The sequence below is a fragment of the Acinetobacter sp. RUH 2624 genome, assembly GCF_000162375.2.
Classification (GTDB): domain Bacteria; phylum Pseudomonadota; class Gammaproteobacteria; order Pseudomonadales; family Moraxellaceae; genus Acinetobacter; species Acinetobacter nosocomialis.
The window spans coordinates 159,878-179,106 of the sequence record NZ_KI391940.1 but is presented as its reverse complement, the minus strand read 5'-3'; the positions used below and the strand labels follow the sequence as shown (position 1 = coordinate 179,106).

Annotated in this window: 13 protein-coding genes; 7 read left to right on the top strand and 6 right to left on the bottom strand. The window is 40.0% G+C overall.

Going from position 1 to position 19,229, the window contains the following annotated elements; all coding sequences use genetic code 11:
• Positions 1 to 282 precede the first annotated feature (282 nt).
• Together HMPREF0014_RS22870 and HMPREF0014_RS22865 are read right to left on the bottom strand one after the other, a co-directional pair.
• Positions 283 to 966 (bottom strand): Fe2+-dependent dioxygenase, encoded by a 684-nt coding sequence (locus HMPREF0014_RS22870; protein ID WP_002053497.1) that lies wholly within the window; start codon positions 964 to 966, stop codon positions 283 to 285.
• A 105-nt stretch (positions 967 to 1,071) separates the two neighbouring features.
• The gene (locus HMPREF0014_RS22865; RefSeq protein ID WP_004883343.1) at positions 1,072 to 3,363 is read right to left on the bottom strand and encodes a TonB-dependent siderophore receptor; all 2,292 of its coding nucleotides are present in this window, start codon (positions 3,361 to 3,363) and stop codon (positions 1,072 to 1,074) included.
• A gap of 415 nt (positions 3,364 to 3,778) precedes the next feature.
• Here HMPREF0014_RS22865 and tig point away from each other — a divergent pair, with 415 nt between their 5' ends.
• From tig to HMPREF0014_RS22845, 4 genes are all read left to right on the top strand, one after another.
• The gene (gene tig, locus HMPREF0014_RS22860; protein WP_002053278.1) at positions 3,779 to 5,113 is read left to right on the top strand and encodes a trigger factor; all 1,335 of its coding nucleotides are present in this window, start codon (positions 3,779 to 3,781) and stop codon (positions 5,111 to 5,113) included.
• Positions 5,114 to 5,307: 194 nt separating this feature from the next.
• Positions 5,308 to 5,913, top strand: a complete 606-nt coding sequence (gene clpP / locus HMPREF0014_RS22855; protein WP_000289452.1) for an ATP-dependent Clp endopeptidase proteolytic subunit ClpP — start codon at positions 5,308 to 5,310, stop codon at positions 5,911 to 5,913.
• 101 nt (positions 5,914 to 6,014) lie between these two features.
• Positions 6,015 to 7,328, top strand: coding sequence for an ATP-dependent Clp protease ATP-binding subunit ClpX (clpX, locus tag HMPREF0014_RS22850; RefSeq protein ID WP_006580445.1), 1,314 nt, complete (start codon positions 6,015 to 6,017; stop codon positions 7,326 to 7,328).
• Positions 7,329 to 7,475: 147 nt separating this feature from the next.
• Positions 7,476 to 8,192 carry a DUF2846 domain-containing protein gene (locus HMPREF0014_RS22845; protein WP_006580444.1) on the top strand — a complete coding sequence of 239 codons (717 nt, stop codon included), beginning with the start codon at positions 7,476 to 7,478 and terminating at the stop codon, positions 8,190 to 8,192.
• Positions 8,193 to 8,216: 24 nt separating this feature from the next.
• Here HMPREF0014_RS22845 and HMPREF0014_RS22840 read toward each other — a convergent pair whose 3' ends face one another.
• The 4 genes from HMPREF0014_RS22840 to HMPREF0014_RS22825 form a co-directional block, all read right to left on the bottom strand.
• Entirely contained in the window at positions 8,217 to 8,771 is a 555-nt protein-coding gene (locus tag HMPREF0014_RS22840; RefSeq protein ID WP_004710671.1) for a DUF2059 domain-containing protein, read from the bottom strand.
• 142 nt (positions 8,772 to 8,913) lie between these two features.
• Positions 8,914 to 10,440 carry a fumarate hydratase gene (locus tag HMPREF0014_RS22835; RefSeq protein ID WP_002053445.1) on the bottom strand — a complete coding sequence of 509 codons (1,527 nt, stop codon included), beginning with the start codon at positions 10,438 to 10,440 and terminating at the stop codon, positions 8,914 to 8,916.
• 226 nt (positions 10,441 to 10,666) lie between these two features.
• Positions 10,667 to 12,811, bottom strand: coding sequence for a phosphate acetyltransferase (gene pta, locus HMPREF0014_RS22830; protein ID WP_006580443.1), 2,145 nt, complete (start codon positions 12,809 to 12,811; stop codon positions 10,667 to 10,669).
• Positions 12,812 to 12,854: 43 nt separating this feature from the next.
• Positions 12,855 to 14,057: an acetate kinase gene (locus tag HMPREF0014_RS22825; RefSeq protein WP_031944372.1), complete on the bottom strand. Its 1,203-nt coding sequence runs from the start codon at positions 14,055 to 14,057 to the stop codon at positions 12,855 to 12,857.
• A gap of 761 nt (positions 14,058 to 14,818) precedes the next feature.
• Here HMPREF0014_RS22825 and edd point away from each other — a divergent pair.
• The 3 genes from edd (at position 14,819) to HMPREF0014_RS25690 (ending at position 19,214) form a co-directional block, all read left to right on the top strand.
• Entirely contained in the window at positions 14,819 to 16,672 is a 1,854-nt protein-coding gene (gene edd, locus HMPREF0014_RS22820; protein WP_006580441.1) for a phosphogluconate dehydratase, read from the top strand.
• 20 nt (positions 16,673 to 16,692) lie between these two features.
• Positions 16,693 to 17,313 carry a bifunctional 4-hydroxy-2-oxoglutarate aldolase/2-dehydro-3-deoxy-phosphogluconate aldolase gene (gene eda, locus HMPREF0014_RS22815; RefSeq protein ID WP_002053427.1) on the top strand — a complete coding sequence of 207 codons (621 nt, stop codon included), beginning with the start codon at positions 16,693 to 16,695 and terminating at the stop codon, positions 17,311 to 17,313.
• 197 nt (positions 17,314 to 17,510) lie between these two features.
• On the top strand, positions 17,511 to 19,214 hold the full coding sequence (locus HMPREF0014_RS25690; RefSeq protein WP_020992378.1) for a gluconate:H+ symporter: 1,704 nt from the start codon (positions 17,511 to 17,513) through the stop codon (positions 19,212 to 19,214).
• The last annotated feature ends 15 nt before the right edge of the window (positions 19,215 to 19,229 follow it).

The window sequence follows — 19,229 nt, the reverse complement described above, 5'->3', positions numbered from 1 at the left end:
GTCTTGCTTGAGTAGGCTGGGCAAACAAGTGATTCGTTTTCATCTATGGACCATGTAATAGTAAGTTTGGTGGTTTGCAAATATGCTTATTGTTTAGATATACCACATCTAAACAATGATTACACGTTGTGCAAAAGTCTTATACTCATTTTAATTTTAGTGTTCAGAAAATAATTTTCTAATTTTGCGCCGTTTAATGTTTTGTCGAAAATAATTTTCATTGTTTTGCCTTATTGAGATAAAAATAATTAATTAGTCCAAATAAGGCAAAAATAAATAGAGTTATAGTTCAGCCCATTTACGCATTAAGTTATGGTAAAGGTTAGTCAGTTTAATGACTTCGCTATGATTGTCACCCAGCTGGATTCTTAGGTTTTGTACTGTTTGATCTAGATTAAAAAGCATATGTCGCTCAGCATCATCACGCACCATACTTTGCACCCAGAAAAAAGAAGCAATACGACAGCCAGAAGTAATCGCCGTCACCTCATGTAAACTGGTAGATGGATATAAAATCATATCTCCTGCCGGAAGTTTCACTTCGTGATAGCCATAAGTGTCTTCTACGACTAGATCACCGCCTTCATATTCTTCAGGTTCACTTAAAAATAAAGTGCATGATAAATCGGTTCTAAGCCGTTCATTGGTACCACGTATGCGGCGGATAGAATTGTCTACGTGAAAACCAAAAGACTCCTGATTTTCATAACGATTAAACAGGGGAGGGATAATATCAAGTGGTATTGCAGCAGATAAAAATAATGGGTGAGTGCCTAGTGCCTCAAGAATAATATTACTCAGATGGTGAGTAAGCGGATGATCTTCGGGTAATTGCTGATTGCGTTTTACAGTTGCAGAGAGTGTACCAGCTGTTACTTTGCCATTGACCCATTCAATTTTATCCATTTCATTACGAAAATATTGAACCTGTTCTTTACTCAATACATTGGGAATATGGTGGATCACGGTGATACCTGCGAGTAATAGTAATAGAAAATTAAAAATAGCCTCTAACTATAGAGGCTATTTTATATTAGAAACCATAAAAAGATTATGGGATTCTAGACTAACTTAGTATTTAAAGTTGATTGCGAGTACTGCGCTACGGCCTTCTGCTTCTGTTGCATAGTGAGAAGCATAAGCTTTAGTAAAGTAACGCTTATCAGATAAGTTGTTTAGGTTAAGCTGTAAATTAACATTTTTATTTACGTCATAACGAGCCATAGCATCGTAACGAACATAACCAGGAACGTATTTAGTATTTGCAGCATCTCCAAATACTTTATCCATAGCGACTGCACCAGCACCTACTGTCACTTGTGGTAATACTTTATAAGTTGTCCAAAGTGTCGCTGAGTTTTTCGCTACGTTTTGTACTTGATTACCGTTTGTGGGGCTTGGAACATAGTTACCGTTACTATCTTTAGCATATCCACCATCAACGATTTCGCTATCTAAATAGGTGTAACCAGCAGAGACTGCCCACTTTTCAGTAATGTTACCGTTCGCACCTAATTCAATACCGTCAACACGTGTTTCACCAATATTTCTTGTGAAACCATCAGTACCTAAAGCACGTGTATTGGTTTTTTCAGTACGGAAGATTGCAGCAGTTAAGTTTAAACGGTTATTTAACACATCCCATTTTGTACCTAACTCATAAGTTTTAACTTCTTCTGGCTTAAGGTTATTAATAGCTCTTGCTTGTTCATCGGTTGTATTACGGTTTGGAACACTAATTCCTTCTGAACCATCACCAGCATCTACACCTACTGGGTTAGCTGACGTTGCGTAGCTCAAATAAATAGAACCATTTTCAACAGGCTTAAATGTGATACCTGCTTGATAGTTAAAGAAGTCATTGCTTGAGCTGTATTTTGTGCCAGCTTTAATGAGCGTTGCACCTGAGCCTGAGTCCTTATTATATTTAACATCAGTATCAAATTTGTCCCAACGTACACCTAAGTCAATTAACCATTGAGGTGTAATTTCAATGTTGTTTAATGCGTAAATTGACTGGGTTTTAGATGTAATGTTGGTAACATTTGGGTTTGCTTGTATACGACCCAACCATGCATCATTTGGATTAGGGTTATTAAGGTCAGTACACCAGCCATTTGAGTTAGCAAGTGAGCAAGCATTGTTTGTACCGCTACCACCAATTTGTGAAGTATTTGGATCTGTTACGATGTTTGTGCCACGATCTGAATCTTGCTTGCTATATTCAGCACCAATATTAAAGCTGTGCTTAAGAGAACCCGTATTGAACTTACCTTTTAATGATAGCTGATCAGTAAAGCTGTCTGTATCAGTAATATTGGTATTTACACGGCGCCAAACCTTACCATTAACAATGTTACCTTGGCTGTCATCTGGCTGAGTCCATAAATAATTATTTTTAGACTTACCATAAACAGCGGTATTGCTGAGAGTTAGGTTATCGTTGAAGTCATGTTCAAGTTTAAGTGTACCAATCTGGTTTTCTTGCTTTTGAAAATCGCGATCTTTCCAACCGTAATAAATACCTTGTTTAACATCAACCGGTTTACCAGCAGTCGCTTTCTTAATGACGTCATATTGATAAGGCACACCAGAATCAGGTGTATCATCAGTTTTTAAATAGTAGTAGCTCAGTGTTCCGCGAGTAGCACTATCTAAACCGAAGCTAATACTTGGTGCGATACCAGCGCGTTTATATTCTGCGCCATTACTTTGGCCGGCTTTGTCATTTTGGTGTCCCATCACAATCACACGGGCAGCCACTCCATTGCCGAAGTCTTTATTGCCATCCAAAGTAACACGTGCATAGTTATCTGTGCCCCCGGCAACAGAACCTTCAAGAGAGTCACCTTTTTTCGCAACTTTCGTAATCAGGTTAATACTACCGCCTGAACCACCCGCACCACTTAAAGCAGATGAAGAACCTTTGGTCACTTCTACTTGCTCGACAGCAAACATTTCACGGTTTTGAGAAGTTGCGTTACGAACGCCGTCTACATACATCGAACTTTCTGAATTGTAGCCACGAATGAAAGGTCGGTCACCATTTGGATTGCCACCTTCACCTGCACCTAACGTGATACCAGGGACGGTACGTAATGCATCTGATAAGGTTGTTACTTTTGTATCTTCAATAAGTTGTTTTGAAATCACTGAAACTGATTTCGGAGTATCTAAAAGGGGAGCAACGAATTTTGCATTTGCTGATTGATCTACCTTTAAAGATTCTTCTTGTGTTGCTTGAGTATGAATCGTTGGTAGTTGTGAAACAGCTTCTTGTGCCATTGCAGTAGTTGCAATCATAGAAAGGGATGAAGCGATTGCAGATGAAACAATTTTTTTACGTGTTCTAATCAATGACATGACTTTCAGGACTTAAATACAAAACGTTATGCGAATAATAATAATTCTTATTTATATGTACAGTTTGTGTTAATTGGATTTGCCGATAGGATTATGAAGAAAATATGAAAGATTTAATAGGTTTTTGTGTCTAAAATTCTCTAATTGATTGATTATTCTTAACTGTTTGTAAAATCGATAATAATGTGAAATTTAATTGTAATTTTAGATTCATGAAGAATAACTAAAAAATTACTTTGGCTTAAGGTTGAATTAAAAAAAATTAAAAAATCATAAAATTATTGTGAAATTTCTTGGAAAAACCACCTTCAATTTACTGATCTGATCGGTTAATTTTGTATATCTTGAAAGTTGTCATATAATACAGCACTTTTTTAAAAACTGTTCCTACTAACTAATTTTTATCGAGGAAGCCATGCAAGTAACGACTGAAGCGGTTTCGGGCGTTGCCCGTCGTTTAAATGTTTCTGTACCGACGAGCCGTATTAACGAGCAATTTGAAGCTCGTTTGAAGCGCACTGCCAAAACTGTGAAGATCAACGGCTTCCGTCCGGGCAAAGTACCTGCAAACGTTGTTCGTCGCGAATACGGTGCAAGTATTTATCAAGAAGTTGTGAATGACATTATTCGTGACAGCGTATTTGAAGCAATTCAACAAGAAAAAATCAATGCGGTAGGTATGCCGAACATTGAGAAAGTTGAACATAAAGAAGATGCTTTAGTTTTTGAAGCGACTGTAGAAGTTTATCCTGAAGTTGAAGTAAAAGCATTTGACGGCTTAGAAGTTGAACGTAAAACAGCTGAAATTAAAGATGCTGACGTCGACACTATGATCGAAAACTTGCAAAAACAACGTCAAACTTGGGCTGTGACCAAGGGTATGGCGAAAAAAGATATGCAAGTGACTTTTGACTTCGAAGGTTCTATCGACGGTGAGAAGTTCGAAGGCGGTTCTGCTGAAGACTTTAAACTTGTGTTAGGTTCAGGTCGTATGATTCCTGGCTTCGAAGACGGCATCATTGGTATGAAAGCTGGTGAAGAGAAAGTAATTGATGTGACTTTCCCTGAAGACTACCAAGCTGAAAACTTGGCTGGTAAAGCAGCTCAATTCAAAATCACTGTGAAGCAAGTTGAAAAACCTAAACTTCCAGAGATTGATGCTGAATTCTTAAAAATCTTCGGTGTTACTGAAGAAGAAGGCATTGAAAAATTAAAAGCTGACGTTCGTAAAAACATGGAACGTGAAGTTCGCAATGGTTTACGTAACCAAGTTAAACAAGCGGCATTTGATGCTCTTGTTGCTGCGAACGAAGTTGAAGTACCAGCTGCAATGGTTGCTCAAGAAATTGACCGTCAACGTCAACAAATGGTTCAACAGTTCACTCAACAATTTGGTGGCGCTGGTGCTCAATCTTTTGACAAGAGCATGCTTCCTGACGAATTGTTCAAAGAACAAGCAGAGCGTTCTGTTAAACTTGGCGTATTAGTAAGCAAAGTATTAGCTGATGCTAAACTTGAAGTTGACCAATCACGTGTTGATGCTTACATCGACGACATGGCTTCTTCTTATGAAGATCCAACTGAAGTGATCGAATACTTCAAAAATGATGCTCAACAACGTGCTCAAATCGAAGCTGTTGTATTAGAAGATCAAGTTGTTGATCACATCTTAGCTGCTGCTAAAGTGACTGACAAAGCAGTATCTTACGAAGATTTATTGAAAGAACAACAAGCTCGCCGTATGGGCTAATCTTTTGAGAAGTCAGGAAAAGGCGCTTTAGGCGCCTTTTTCATTTTTTAGGTATGTGGTTAATTTGAGTACGTCATTAAGTACTTAGGTATAAATAATATAATATTTCAGTGCGAACCTTTTGCAATTTGAGAAATTATCCCGCATATTGTTGCCATAGGTTAAGTCACAAAAAATTTAGGAATAAATAACGTATGTATGTTCCAACAATTGAAAATGCTTTAGTTCCTGTTGTGGTTGAACAATCTTCTCGCGGCGAACGTTCTTTTGATATTTATTCACGACTTTTACGTGAGCGCGTCATTTTTCTAACTGGTGAAGTTGAAGACAACATGGCAAATTTGATTGTTGCTCAAATGTTGTTCTTAGAAGCTGAAAACCCAGATAAAGATATCCATCTTTATATTAACTCGCCTGGTGGTTCAGTCACTGCTGGTATGGCGATTTATGACACGATGCAATTTATCAAACCTGATGTAGTGACATACTGTATGGGGCAGGCTGCATCTATGGGTGCATTCTTATTAAATGCTGGTGCTAAAGGTAAGCGCTATTGCCTTGAAAATGCACGTGTAATGATTCACCAACCATTAGGTGGATTCCGTGGTCAGGCATCAGACATTGAAATTCATGCACGTGAAATTCTATTTATTAAAGAACGCTTGAATCGTTTGATGGCAGAACACAGTGGTCAAGACTATGACACGATTGCTCGTGATACTGATCGTGATAACTTTATGACTGCACAAGCAGCAAAAGAATATGGCTTAGTCGATCAGGTATTAAGTAAGCGTCCATAAGGGGAGTTTTTAAGTGGCTTGAGTTGTTAGAAAACGCCTCCATATAGTCATTTAACCCTATCGCTTGCCCTCATATTTAAGATTCTATTTGTGGAGAGAATATGTCCGAACATCCTCAAGGACAAAAACATTGTTCATTTTGCGGTAAAACGCAGTCTGAAGTCGGGAAACTGATTGCGGGCGAGGACGCATATATTTGTAATGAGTGTGTAGATGTCTGCTTAGACCTTGTACAAACCAGCCAACAGGTTGAAGCAGGTGACTGGGCGAGCAAGGCATTGCCAAAACCACATGAAATACGTGCTGCGCTTAATCAATATGTGATTGGTCAGGATCTTGCCAAAAAGACATTATCTGTTGCCGTTTATAACCATTATAAGCGTTTGAAAGTCGGGCAATCTGGTCATGTGTCTAAAGATGTGGAAATTGCTAAAAGTAACATTCTACTGATTGGACCTACCGGTTCAGGTAAAACATTACTTGCTCAAACATTAGCTCGTTTGTTAGATGTTCCATTTGCGATGGCAGATGCGACCACTTTAACTGAAGCGGGTTATGTCGGCGAAGACGTTGAAAATATTGTACAAAAGCTTTTGCAAAAAGCAGATTACGACGTAGAAAAAGCTCAAAAGGGCATTATCTATATCGATGAAATCGACAAGATTACACGTAAATCTGAAAATCCGTCGATTACGCGTGACGTTTCTGGTGAAGGTGTACAACAAGCATTGCTTAAGATGATTGAAGGTACTGTAGCTTCAATTCCGCCACAAGGTGGACGTAAACATCCGCAGCAAGAGTTCATTCAAATTGATACCTCAAATATCTTATTTATTTGTGGTGGTGCATTTGCTGGGCTGGAAAAAATTGTACAACAGCGCCAAGAAAAAGGCGGAATTGGCTTTACAGCTGACGTGAAGAAAAAAGATGAAAGCAAGAAAATTGCTGAATTGTTCCGTCAAGTTGAGCCAACTGACTTAGTGAAATTTGGTTTAATTCCAGAGTTTATTGGCCGTTTACCAGTTATTGCGACGCTTGAAGAGCTTGATGAAGAAGCATTAATGCAAATTTTGACAGAACCAAAAAATGCATTAACTCGCCAGTATCAATACTTATTCAACATGGAAAATGTTGACCTTGTATTTGAAGATTCAGCTTTACGTGCAGTTGCTAAGCGAGCGCTTGAGCGTAATACCGGAGCTCGTGGTCTACGTTCGATTTTGGAAAATGTTTTACTTGAAACAATGTATGACTTACCAAGCCGTACAGATGTAGGAACAGTTTTCATTAATGAAGCAGTGATTAATGGTGAAGCTGAACCTGTTTACAAACCAGAACGTCAGCCTAAAGAAACAGCAACTCATGAAAGTGTTGCTAAGGCAGATTTAAAAGTAATTGATTCGAAGTCTGCTTAGATTTCATTCATCTAAAAAGCATGAATCGCGCGAGTGATTCATGCTTTTTTTGTTTTCAATTCATGTAGGTGGTGTTAATCTAAAAAAACAAAATACGCATAGTTTTGCGATATAGAAAAATCAAAAGAAAACGCTTTGAGGGATGTCATGCGTTATTTAATTATTGCATTAAGTTGTACCGCATTACTTGCGGGTTGCCAGAGTTCATCACACTTGGCAAAGAATCCAGCTGAGCTGACTGCGACTTTACCTAAAGTTGATGTTGATAAAGCACCTGGTGTATTTGATCAATACCATGTCGGTGGTTTTAGCATGGGGGGATGGGTCAACCAAAAACTAGGTCAGACATTTGTTCCGATTAAACCGCAAAATGAACATGCAGCAGTAGTCTATCTCTATCGGCCAGATACCAAATGGAACCGTCAGGAAATTGCAGCAATTAATTTATTTGTAAATGGCAAACGAATTCCAAGCTTATTGCATAATCATTATTACTGGATTGAGCTGCCAGCAGGAAGTTATCGTATTTCTGCAAGTCGGCCTTTATTAGGTATTCATTTTCAAGAGCCAAAATATATTGATATTACAGTCGATGCTGGAACGTCTTATTATTTAAAATACGATGAAGAAAATAAAATGGACCGTGGTGAACACACTGGCCCATTTATGTTAATGCAAGACAATATTGGACGTAGAGAGATAGCATTTACCGAGCTTAAATCTTCTAGCTTCAACTTTGTAGCTGAAGATGCTTCAGGAAAAATTCGACATAAACCGCAAGAGCTAAAACCAGCCAAATATGATGAAAAATCAGATGTCCATCTGATTAAACCATTTAAGTTGTGGAACCCTTTAACGTGGTAATGGCCTACAAAAGATAAAGAAAAGTTAAGACTTTTCTTTATCTTTCATGAGTGGCGCAATAATTTTAAGCATCTCTTCTTGCATATGATCACGTGCTTTAGGGTCATTAAAGGTTTGTTGACCCAACTCCATCATGTATTCTGAAATTTGCCCCATAATCTGTACGTTTTTACGCGTAATTGATTGACCTTCTGGGGTTTTTAAAAATTTCAGATTTGCCTGAACTTCTTCTTCAGTATATGTCTTTAAATAAATATCTTGTAAGGCTTGCGTAGTTTTTGGGCTACTAATGAGCTGGTTACTCGAATCTTTTAAAAGTAAGCCTAACTTTTTTGCAGCCTCTTTTTCTTTCGGGCCTAAAGTTTTGATGCCTGTAATATTAGTGATGATCTGCTCAGCTTGTTGATCATAATAAGGCGTTAATTCATTAATTGATTCTTTAAGCAAATAATCAATTTGGCTCATTTGCATGAGTTCTTTTACTGAGCTTAATTTCGCAGGAGAGGCAAACAAGCTTGTCGTAATACAGCTTAGGCAGAGGCTGATTGAGAGATTTTTAAGAATAGGGCGGATAGTCATGAAATGACCTATATGCAATATATGGCGGGTGGGTGTATTTATTAATAACATAGATTGGCGAACTAATTGTTACAATTCTTTTCAATTTCCAAAAAAAATTATAAGGCATAAAAAAAAGCACCGAATTCGGTGCTTTTCTTGATTAGCCTGCTGCGGCATCGATTACTGGAATTTTTCCAATTTTCGCTTGCCAGATTTTTGGAGCCACTGCGTGAATTGAAGTACCGTTTACATCAACTGCTACAGATACAGGCATGTCTTCAACTACGAATTTGTAGATTGCTTCCATACCTAAGTCTGCAAATGCTACAACTTCAGCTTCGCGAACAGCTTTAGATACGAGGTAAGCCGCACCACCAACTGCCATGAGGTAAGTTGCTTTATTGTCTTTGATTGCTTCAATTGCTGCTGGACCACGGTCAGCTTTACCAATCATACCGAATAAACCAGTATGCTCGAGTACTTTACGTGTGAATTTGTCCATACGTGTTGCAGTTGTAGGACCAGCAGGACCAACGACTTCATCACCCACTGGATCAACAGGGCCAACGTAGTAAATAAATTTACCTTTAAGATCAACTGGTAATTCTTCACCATTGTCGATCATTTCAACCATACGTTTGTGCGCAGCGTCACGACCTGTGTACATTGTACCGCTAAGAAGTAATGTGTCACCTGGTTTCCAAGAATCCATTTCTTCTTGAGTAATGGTATCAAGGTTTACACGTTTAGACTGTGAAGAATCCCAAGTTACAGATGGGTAGTCTTCAAGTTTTGGTGCTTGAATATGAGCTACACCTGAGCCGTCAAGCTGGAAGTGAGCGTGACGAGTTGCAGCACAGTTAGGAATCATACCAACTGGTTTGCCTGCAGCGTGACATGGATAATCTTTGATTTTAATATCAAGAACAGTCGTTAAACCGCCAAGACCTTGAGCACCAATACCAAGAGCATTTACTTTTTCAAAGATTTCGATACGAAGTTCTTCGATTTTGTTCTCTGGCCCACGGCGAAGTAATTCGTCCATGTTGATTTCTTCCATGAGTGCTTCTTTCGCAAGCATCATGGCTTTTTCAGCAGTACCACCAATACCGATACCGAGCATACCAGGAGGACACCAGCCTGCACCCATAGTCGGAACAGTTTTAAGTACCCAGTCAACAATCGAGTCAGATGGGTTAAGCATTGCAAGCTTAGATTTGTTTTCTGAACCGCCACCTTTAGCAGCAACAGTAATATCTACCTTGTTACCCGGTACGAGTTTGTAGTGAATAACAGCAGGGGTATTGTCTTTTGTATTTTTACGACCAAATGCAGGGTCAGCAAGTACAGATGCACGAAGAACGTTACTGTTTTCAAGGTAGCCTTGGCGAACACCTTCGTTTACTGCATCGTCTAAGCTCATAGTTAAATCAAATTTAACATCTAAGCCCACTTCAAGGAAAACGTTAACAATACCAGTATCTTGGCAAATTGGGCGATGACCTTCCGCACACATGCGAGAGTTAATTAAAATCTGTGCAATTGCATCCTTTGCAGCTTTGTTTTCTTCGCGATCATAAGCACGGCTCATCGCTTGGATAAAGTCTTGCGGGTGATAGTACGAAATAAACTGTAGGGCGTCCTTGATTGATGTAATCAAGTCATCTTGTTTGATAATCGTTGTCATACCAGAAAATCTCTTGAGCGGGCTGTTAGCTAGCGGGCTAAATTATATGACAAAAACACAAACTTGTGGGGGATTGGTTGATCTTTTGACCGAAAGTCGAATAGGACTAGTGCTAAGTGTTTTAAAACTAAGAATAACCAAAAGGGAATGTTGTTATTTAAGAATAAAAAAAGCCATTTGAGCGGATATCAAATGGCGAGAGGTAGAAAAGATTAAATGATATTAATTATTTCGCAGCAGCCTGTTGTTCAGCCTGAATTGCTGTTAATGCAATAGTAAAGACAATATCATCTACTAAAGCACCACGAGACAAGTCATTGACTGGTTTGTTTAGACCTTGCAGCATTGGTCCAACGCTGACTACATTTGCTGCACGTTGTACTGCTTTATAGGTCGTGTTACCTGTATTTAAGTCAGGGAAAATAAATACATTGGCACGGCCAGCTACAGGTGAATTCGGTGCCTTTTGGCGTCCGACACTTTCAACGGAAGCTGCATCATATTGGAGTGGACCGTCAATTAGTAAATCAGGACGGCGTTGCTGTGCAATTTGAGTCGCTTGCTGTACTTTCTCAACATCCGCACCTGTTCCAGACGTACCAGTTGAATAGCTGATCATGGCAATACGTGGGTCAATTCCAAACGCTTTTGCAGAGTCAGCAGACTGAATTGCAATTTCAGCAAGTTGGTCGGCTGTAGGGTCTGGGTTAATTGCACAGTCACCGTAAACATATACTTCATCTGGTAAAAGCATAAAGAATATGGACGAAACTAAAGAGTAAGAAGGTGCGGTTTTAATCAGCTGAAAAGCAGGGCGCACGGTGTTAGCCGTGGTGTGAACTGCACCTGAAACCAAACCATCTACATGATCTAGGGCCAGCATCATGGTGCCAAGAACTACGGTGTCTTGTAATTGATCTTTGGCTTGTAACTCATTGAGTTTGCCTTTGCGGAGTTCAACCATAGGTGCAACATATTGGTTGCGAATGCTGTCCGGATCAATAATTTCCAAGTCTGCTGGTAATTCAATACCGCGTGCTTTTGCAACGTCTTGTACCGCATCTGGTTTTGCTAACAAAATACAATGCGCAATACCACGAGCCTGACATATAGCAGCAGCTTCAATAGTGCGTGGTTCATCGCCTTCTGGAAGAACAATCCGTTTTTTGGCTGCAATCGATTTTTGTACCAGTTCGTGACGGAATGCAGAAGGAGAAAGACGTGGTGTTGCTCCATTATTACTGTGTTGTTTAAGCCATTCGACATCGATATGACTTGAAACAAAACGAGTCACTTGCTCGGCACGTTCAGTGTCATCAATTGGAATTTCATTACCAAAATCAGATAAGCGCTGTGCCGTTTCCAGTGTGTTTAAACGGGTATGTAAAATTGGTAAGCCTTGTTTAATCGCGCTTTGGCAAAACTCTAAAAGCTCAGGGGCAGGTGCTTCACGTTCGGTCAGTACCAAGCCTGCCAATGGAATACCGTTACTGGTTGCCAAGCTACCTGCAAGTAAAACGTCGGTACGTTCAGATGCGCTAATAATCAGCTCACCTGCAATGAATTTATTAAGTTCATATTCAATACTTGAGGCAATTAAACTTGAGTGCAAAATACGACGTGTTTTCGCTTCGCCTTGATGTACCCATTGACCATCAATCACGTTCGCGATGTCTAAAGTTCTAGGTACACTTAAGGTATTACTAAATGGGACTAAACCAATAATTGGTAAATCGTTTGATCCAAAGTAGCGATTGTATTTTTGCAGTTCTGTCGTAAATTTTGCGATGTCTTCGGTTGGACGTAACGACGGGTCAAATGCGACAGGTATTTGAGCTGTTTCTTCAGACAACCCACGTGTACGCATAAAGAGTACACCCGCTGTTCGGTTAGAGGTTGCACCACCAAACTGCCGTAAGTGAGCTTCAACTTTCTCTGCTGTTTTACGTGGGTTTTGAATATCTGCTGTACTGACTAAAACCACTTCAGCATCGAGAGCTTGTGCAAGGCTTGCATTAAGTTCACTGGCAAAATGGTCTTGCCCATTTGGTAATAAGCCTTCAACAATAATCACATTGTTGTCTGCTGCGATACTGCGATGAAGACTTACTGCTTCTTCAAGTAACTCATCTACTTCGCCAGCCGCAATGCGTTGGGTTAGTTTTTCATGAGAAATGGATTGAACAGTTTTACCTTGAAATAAATGGCCAAATAAAGAGGTGGTCCGGTCTAAATTTTCTTGATCTACCTGAGAGAACGGTTTTAAAAAGCCTGCTTTAATCCCATTACAATCAAGTGCATAAATCATACCTAAACAGGCAGAGGTTAGACCAACCCCTTCACCTGTAGGAATTAATAAAATTGTATTCATATAAACCTATAAATAAATGAATAACGTTCTTTGACTTCTGTAATTAAGCAAGGCTAACTTCAGGAGATGTATTTGGTGAAACGTCTACAACCTGACGAGTTTCTTTGGCAATACGGCCTTCTTCATCGGTTGGAATCACCCAAATTTGTGGACCTGTACCGCTATCGATACGGCCTTCTGTACCACGTTTTAAGTTGTTATTTTGATCTTTATCGAGCTGTAAACCGAAGTGAGGTAAATAAGCTAGAGTTTTTTCACGAATATAAGCAGAGTTCTCACCGATACCACCTGTGAAGATCAGACCATCAATACTTGGTAAACCACAACTTAAGGCAGCAAGTGATTTTGCAAGGCGATAGCTAAATACCTCTATTGCAAGACGAGCATCCTCGTTGCCGTTTTCAGAAGCTTCAATCACTGTACGCATATCGTTAGAAAGTTGTGATAAGCCAAGTAATCCACTTTCGTTATTTAAAACTTTGTCTATTTTCGCTAAGTCCCAGCCAAGGTTTTTTGCAAGGAAGTTGTGTAAGCTTGGGTCGACATCACCACTACGGGTTCCCATTACAACGCCTTCAAGCGGAGTAAGGCCCATAGAAGTATCAACACTTTGTCCATTCCATACTGCACAAGTCGAGCTACCATTGCCCAAGTGTGCTGTTAGCCAACCACCTTTTTGGAAATTTCCAGCCAGTTCACTGCCGCGGTCAGACACATAAGCATGGCTTGTGCCATGGAAGCCATAGCGGCGAACGTTATGGTCTGTATATAAAAATTTCGGAATTGCATAACGGTATGCATGTGCAGGCATGGTTTGGTGGAATGCGGTGTCAAATACGGCAACTTGAGGTAATTCAGGAAATAGGCGCATTGTTGCTTCAATCCCAATTAAGTGAGCAGGGTTATGAAGCGGGGCAAGAGGCGTGGCTGCACGAATACGTTCTATAATTTCAGGGGTGAGTAATTCAGCTTTAGTAAGACTTCCACCATGTACGACACGGTGACCGATTGCTTGAGGTTTATAGTTTGCAAGACGTGCAAGTAAGGTTTCTAAAGCTTTGGCGTGGTCAGCATAGGGAATTGAAAGCTCTAGCGGTTCTCCACCGACTGTAATTCCTTTAATACGAGCATCAGCTGCCCCTAAGTTTTCTGCTAAACCATAAATACGATCTTCACGACGCTCTGAAACCAGTGCGTATTTAATAGATGAAGAACCGCAATTAATAACTAATACTGATGTAGCCACGTTGAAATACCCAAGTCCTGATTTAAAAATAGTTTTCCTAACTTCCTGATCAAAAGGCATTAATTGCAATATGCACTAAGAGCAGGTTGTGATGTTTTAACATGTGTTGTTTTTCTGTCCAAGATAGACTTTAGCCCATTAGACTTAAGCACTATCGACCATTAAATTTTTTATAACTAATATTTGTTCAGTATAAAGCTTAACCACTGTATTCATTTATTTTTTGTAGATGAATTAAACAGTTTTTTGTATATATTTATGAAGAGTAAATTTATATTTAATGTAATTTTCAACTATTTGGTATAAATTTTTTAAGAAAAAGAAGTGATGTTATTTTAATCAAGCTCGATGGATATATTACAAATAATATACGTAAATGAAATTAAGATTTAATCGTTTATATATAGGTTAAAATGAATAAATCATAAACATTTTTATTATAAAATTTAGTATAAAAAAACTGTGTTAATACATTTATAAAGATATTTTATTACTTTGATATTATGAGAATTTTCTCATAGTTATTAGAGGCTAATATACCGGTAAATATAGTCAAAAATAAAACCAGCTTCTTGTTTAAAACTTAAACATAATTTGTATTTAATACTCATGCTCAGGTATTACCGTAAAGTTGTCTAGGGCTTGCATGTCGCTTTTTGCCTTAATAATATTGTTCCTCCCCCTTATCAAATGATGATGAAATATATCATTTGGTCTATTTTTATTGTTCCGGCTTATCCGGTTGTACAGGAGCGTCCAGCATGGACTTGCCGAATCCAATATTGGCAAAAGTTACCGAACGTGTAATTGCGCGTAGCCAAAAAACTCGTTCTGCATATTTACAACGTATTGAACATGCTCAAGGCAAATTTCCAGCTCGTGGAGCACTTTCATGTGCCAATCTGGCTCATGGATTTGCCGGCATGGAAGATAATGAAAAATTAATTATTAAAGTGGGGCGTGAACCAAATATTGGTATTGTGTCTTCTTATAATGAAATGCTTTCGGCACATGCCCCATATAAAACATTCCCTGACATTATAAAAACAGCTGCTCGCGAAAATGGCGGCGTTGCACAGTTTGCTGGTGGTGTACCGGCAATGTGTGATGGTATTACTCAAGGTAATGCCGGTATGGAATTGTCATTGTTTTCACGTGAAACAATTGCAATGAGTACAGCGATTGCACTTTCTCATAATATGTTTGACGCTGCATTGTGTCTCGGGGTATGCGATAAGATTGTGCCAGGCTTGCTAATTGGTGCTTTACAGTTTGGTTATCTACCAACTATTTTTGTACCCGCAGGTCCAATGAGCAGCGGTTTATCGAATGATGATAAAGCTAAAATCCGCCAGCAATTCGCTACAGGCCAAGTAGGTCGCGATGCCTTACTTGAAGCTGAGTCTGCTGCATATCATGGGCAGGGCACATGTACATTCTATGGTACTGCCAATAGTAACCAAATGTTGATGGAAGTGATGGGTTTACATTTGCCAAGTGCTGCATTTGTTCATCCTCACACACCACTACGTGACGCGCTTACTGCCGAAGCTGCTAAACGTGTACTTGACTTAACTGCTGAGCGAGGCAACTACACGCCAATTGGTCATGTTATTGATGAAAAAGCCATTATCAATGGCATTGTAGCTTTACTGGCTACAGGCGGTTCAACCAACCATACCTTACATCTTATTGCGATTGCACGTGCGGCTGGCATCTTAATTGACTGGGATGACTTTGATGAGTTGTCTGCTGTTGTTCCATTGCTCGCAAAAATCTATCCAAATGGTAAAGCCGATGTAAACCATTTCCAAGCAGCGGGTGGGGTGGCATTCCTTATTCGTAACTTACTTGAGGCTGGTTTACTACATAACGATGTGACGACAGTCGCTGGTAAAGGTTTACAGCACTACACTAAAGAACCGAAATTGATTGACGGTCAGCTCACTTGGGTTGACGGTGTGGTTCAAAGCCTTGATGACAAAGTACTCCGTAGCATTGATGTGCCGTTTCAGCCAGATGGTGGCTTGCGCTTAATGCAAGGTCGCCTTGGCCGTGGTGTTATTAAAATTTCTGCGGTTGCGCCAGAGCACCGTAAAGTGAAAGCACCTGCAATCGTATTTGACTCGCAAGAAGCGGTACAAGCGGCGTTTGATCGTGGTGAATTACACCGAGACTTTATTGCGGTGGTTCGTTTCCAAGGTGCTCGTGCGAATGGTATGCCTGAATTACACCGTTTAACGCCTGTGTTGGGTGTTTTACAGGATCAAGGTTTCCATGTTGCATTAGTGACTGATGGCCGTATGTCTGGTGCTTCAGGCAAAGTACCGGCAGTCATTCATTTGTCTCCAGAAGCGTTATTAAACGGTCCGATTGGAAAAGTTCAAACCGGAGATATGTTAATCATTGATGCTGAAGCTGGCGTACTCGATATTGAGTTAGATGAACAAACTTGGCAGTCACGCCCTGTTGCACAGCCAGAACATCAGGCTGAAAACGAAGTCGGTTTTGGACGTGAATTATTTGGTGTATTCCGTGCAGCAGCAGCGCCTGCTGAGCATGGTGCATCTGTGTTTGGTGCACTTGTTGGCGAAGAGCCACAAGCGCATATTTGAGACGAAGGAATTACAAAGTAATGAGCAAGATTGAAGATGTTGTCAAATTAGGCCCAGTAATTCCAGTGTTGGCTTTTGATTCTGCTGAACAAGGTGAGCATGTATCACGTGCGTTGCATGCTGGTGGTGTAAAAGTACTGGAAATTACTTTACGTACCGCTGCTGGTTTGGCTGCTATTGAGCGAGCGTCTCAGTTAGCAGATGACATTGTGGTGGGCGTAGGAACGATTACTAAGCCTGAGCATTGTGCTCAAGCTAAAAAAGCAGGTGCTAAATTTGGGGTATCTCCGGGTTTGACTAAAGACTTGCATCTGGCTGCGCAAGATGCGGGCTTGCCTCTTTTACCAGGGGTAATGACACCGAGTGATCTTATTCAAGCGATTGAATTGGGTTACGACATTGTGAAGTTTTTCCCTGCTCAACAGGCTGGTGGTGTAGAGATGCTAAAAGCATTTTATGGGCCATTTCCAAACTTACGTTTTTGTCCTACAGGTGGAATTACAGCGGAGTCGGCTCCAGATTTCTTGAAGCAGCCTAATGTCGTGTGTGTAGGTGGGTCATGGTTAACACCTAAACCTGTTGTCGCTGCACAAGATTGGGCTGAAATTACCCGTTTAGCCCAAATTGCAAGTCAGTTGTGAGTTTTACGAAAGTAATTGTGGTTTGAAAATCTAAAGTATCTTTTAGGTGCTTTAGATTTTTTGTGATGCGGTGACTGGCGGATGCCAGTCATACAAAATATAAAAAATGAGTGCTTCAACAATGAGTATATCTCTGGTTGAAGAGCTTCGTTTGGGCAGTATGCCTAGATAGCATTATTCCAAGGAGAAAGTGTCACATGGAGACCGTTCAGGGTGGCATGTTGCTTATCTATACTTTAATCGCGATTGTTGCTTTGATTGTTATGATCGCGAAGTTTAGAATTTACCCCTTTTTAGTTCTTATTATTGTTTCTCTCGGTTTAGCTCTTGCAGTTGGCATGCCAATGGATGGGATTGTTAAATCATATGAGGCTGGTACCGGTAAAACATTAGGTCACCTTGCGATTGTGATTGCGCTAGGAACCATGCTTGGCAAGATGATGGCCGAGTCAGGTGGTGCAGAACGAATAGCAATTACTTTAATTAAATGGTTTGGTGAAAAACATATTCACTGGGCCATGATGTTCATTGCATTAATTGTGGGGCTTCCAGTATTTTTCGAAGTCGGTTTTGTACTTCTAATTCCAATTGCCTTCAACATTGCTAAACGCACAGGTAAATCATTGTTGGTTGTAGGTTTACCTATGGTTGCAGGTTTATCGGTCGTACATGGGTTGATTCCACCACATCCAGCAGCTTTGCTCGCGGTGCAGGCTTACCACGCCGACATCGGTAAAACTATTATGTACAGTTTGTTGGTTGGTGTCCCGACAGCGGTTGTTGCAGGTCCATTGTATGCATTATGGATCAACAAATATGTCAAATTGCCTGAAAATAATCCTTTAGCAAAGCAGTTTGTTGAAGCAGATGCTAACAAGACACGTGAATTACCAAGTTTTGGTATTACCTTATTTACGATCATGCTGCCAGTTGCATTGATGCTAGTTGGTAGTTGGGCAGATGTTTTCTTTGCTCCAAAAACTTTCCCAAATGAGTTATTACGCTTTATTGGTACTTCTGATATTGCATTACTTATTGCTGTTTTGGTCAGCTTTATTACTTTCGGCACCATGCAGGGTTTCAACCGTGAACAAATCGAAAAGTTCTGTGGTGGGTGCTTGGCTTCAGCAGGTCCATTGTATGCATTATGGATCAACAAATATGTCAAATTGCCTGAAAATAATCCTTTAGCAAAGCAGTTTGTTGAAGCAGATGCTAACAAGACACGTGAATTACCAAGTTTTGGTATTACCTTATTTACGATCATGCTGCCAGTTGCATTGATGCTAGTTGGTAGTTGGGCAGATGTTTTCTTTGCTCCAAAAACTTTCCCAAATGAGTTATTACGCTTTATTGGTACTTCTGATATTGCATTACTTATTGCTGTTTTGGTCAGCTTTATTACTTTCGGCACCATGCAGGGTTTCAACCGTGAACAAATCGAAAAGTTCTGTGGTGGGTGCTTGGCTTCAATTGCCGGTATTTTGTTGATTGTTGGTGCTGGTGGCGGTTTTGGCGGTATTTTAAGAGACAGTGGAATTTCTAATGAAATTGTATCTACTGCCTTAAAAGCAAACCTTTCACCATTGTTGTTAGGATGGCTTGTTGCAGCCCTTATACGCTTGGCGACAGGTTCGGCTACTGTTGCGATGGCTACGGCTTGTAGCATTGTTGCACCTATTGCGGCGGCGGCAGGTGTAGTTGTTAGACCTGAACTTTTAGTATTAGCGACAGGTTCAGGATCATTAATTTTTTCGCATGTAAACGATGCTGGTTTCTGGCTAATCAAAGAATATTTTGGAATGACAGTTGGGCAGACACTGAAGACTTGGTCTGTACTGGAAACAATTATTTCAGTACTTGGTTTGTCTTTCACATTGTTGCTTAGCGCTGTTTTGTAATTAGAGGTAGGTAAT

Excerpts from the sequence above, each read along its gene's own strand:
- eda (WP_002053427.1), top strand. The coding sequence starts at position 16,693 with ATGAGCAAGATTGAAGATGTTGTCAAATTAGGCCCAGTAATTCCAGTG.
- HMPREF0014_RS22845 (WP_006580444.1), top strand. The coding sequence starts at position 7,476 with ATGCGTTATTTAATTATTGCATTAAGTTGTACCGCATTACTTGCGGGT.
- clpX (WP_006580445.1), top strand. The coding sequence starts at position 6,015 with ATGTCCGAACATCCTCAAGGACAAAAACATTGTTCATTTTGCGGTAAA.
- pta (WP_006580443.1), bottom strand. The coding sequence starts at position 12,811 with ATGAATACAATTTTATTAATTCCTACAGGTGAAGGGGTTGGTCTAACC.
- HMPREF0014_RS22865 (WP_004883343.1), bottom strand. The coding sequence starts at position 3,363 with ATGTCATTGATTAGAACACGTAAAAAAATTGTTTCATCTGCAATCGCT.
- edd (WP_006580441.1), top strand. The coding sequence starts at position 14,819 with ATGGACTTGCCGAATCCAATATTGGCAAAAGTTACCGAACGTGTAATT.
- HMPREF0014_RS22835 (WP_002053445.1), bottom strand. The coding sequence starts at position 10,440 with ATGACAACGATTATCAAACAAGATGACTTGATTACATCAATCAAGGAC.
- tig (WP_002053278.1), top strand. The coding sequence starts at position 3,779 with ATGCAAGTAACGACTGAAGCGGTTTCGGGCGTTGCCCGTCGTTTAAAT.
- HMPREF0014_RS22840 (WP_004710671.1), bottom strand. The coding sequence starts at position 8,771 with ATGACTATCCGCCCTATTCTTAAAAATCTCTCAATCAGCCTCTGCCTA.
- clpP (WP_000289452.1), top strand. The coding sequence starts at position 5,308 with ATGTATGTTCCAACAATTGAAAATGCTTTAGTTCCTGTTGTGGTTGAA.
- HMPREF0014_RS25690 (WP_020992378.1), top strand. The coding sequence starts at position 17,511 with ATGGAGACCGTTCAGGGTGGCATGTTGCTTATCTATACTTTAATCGCG.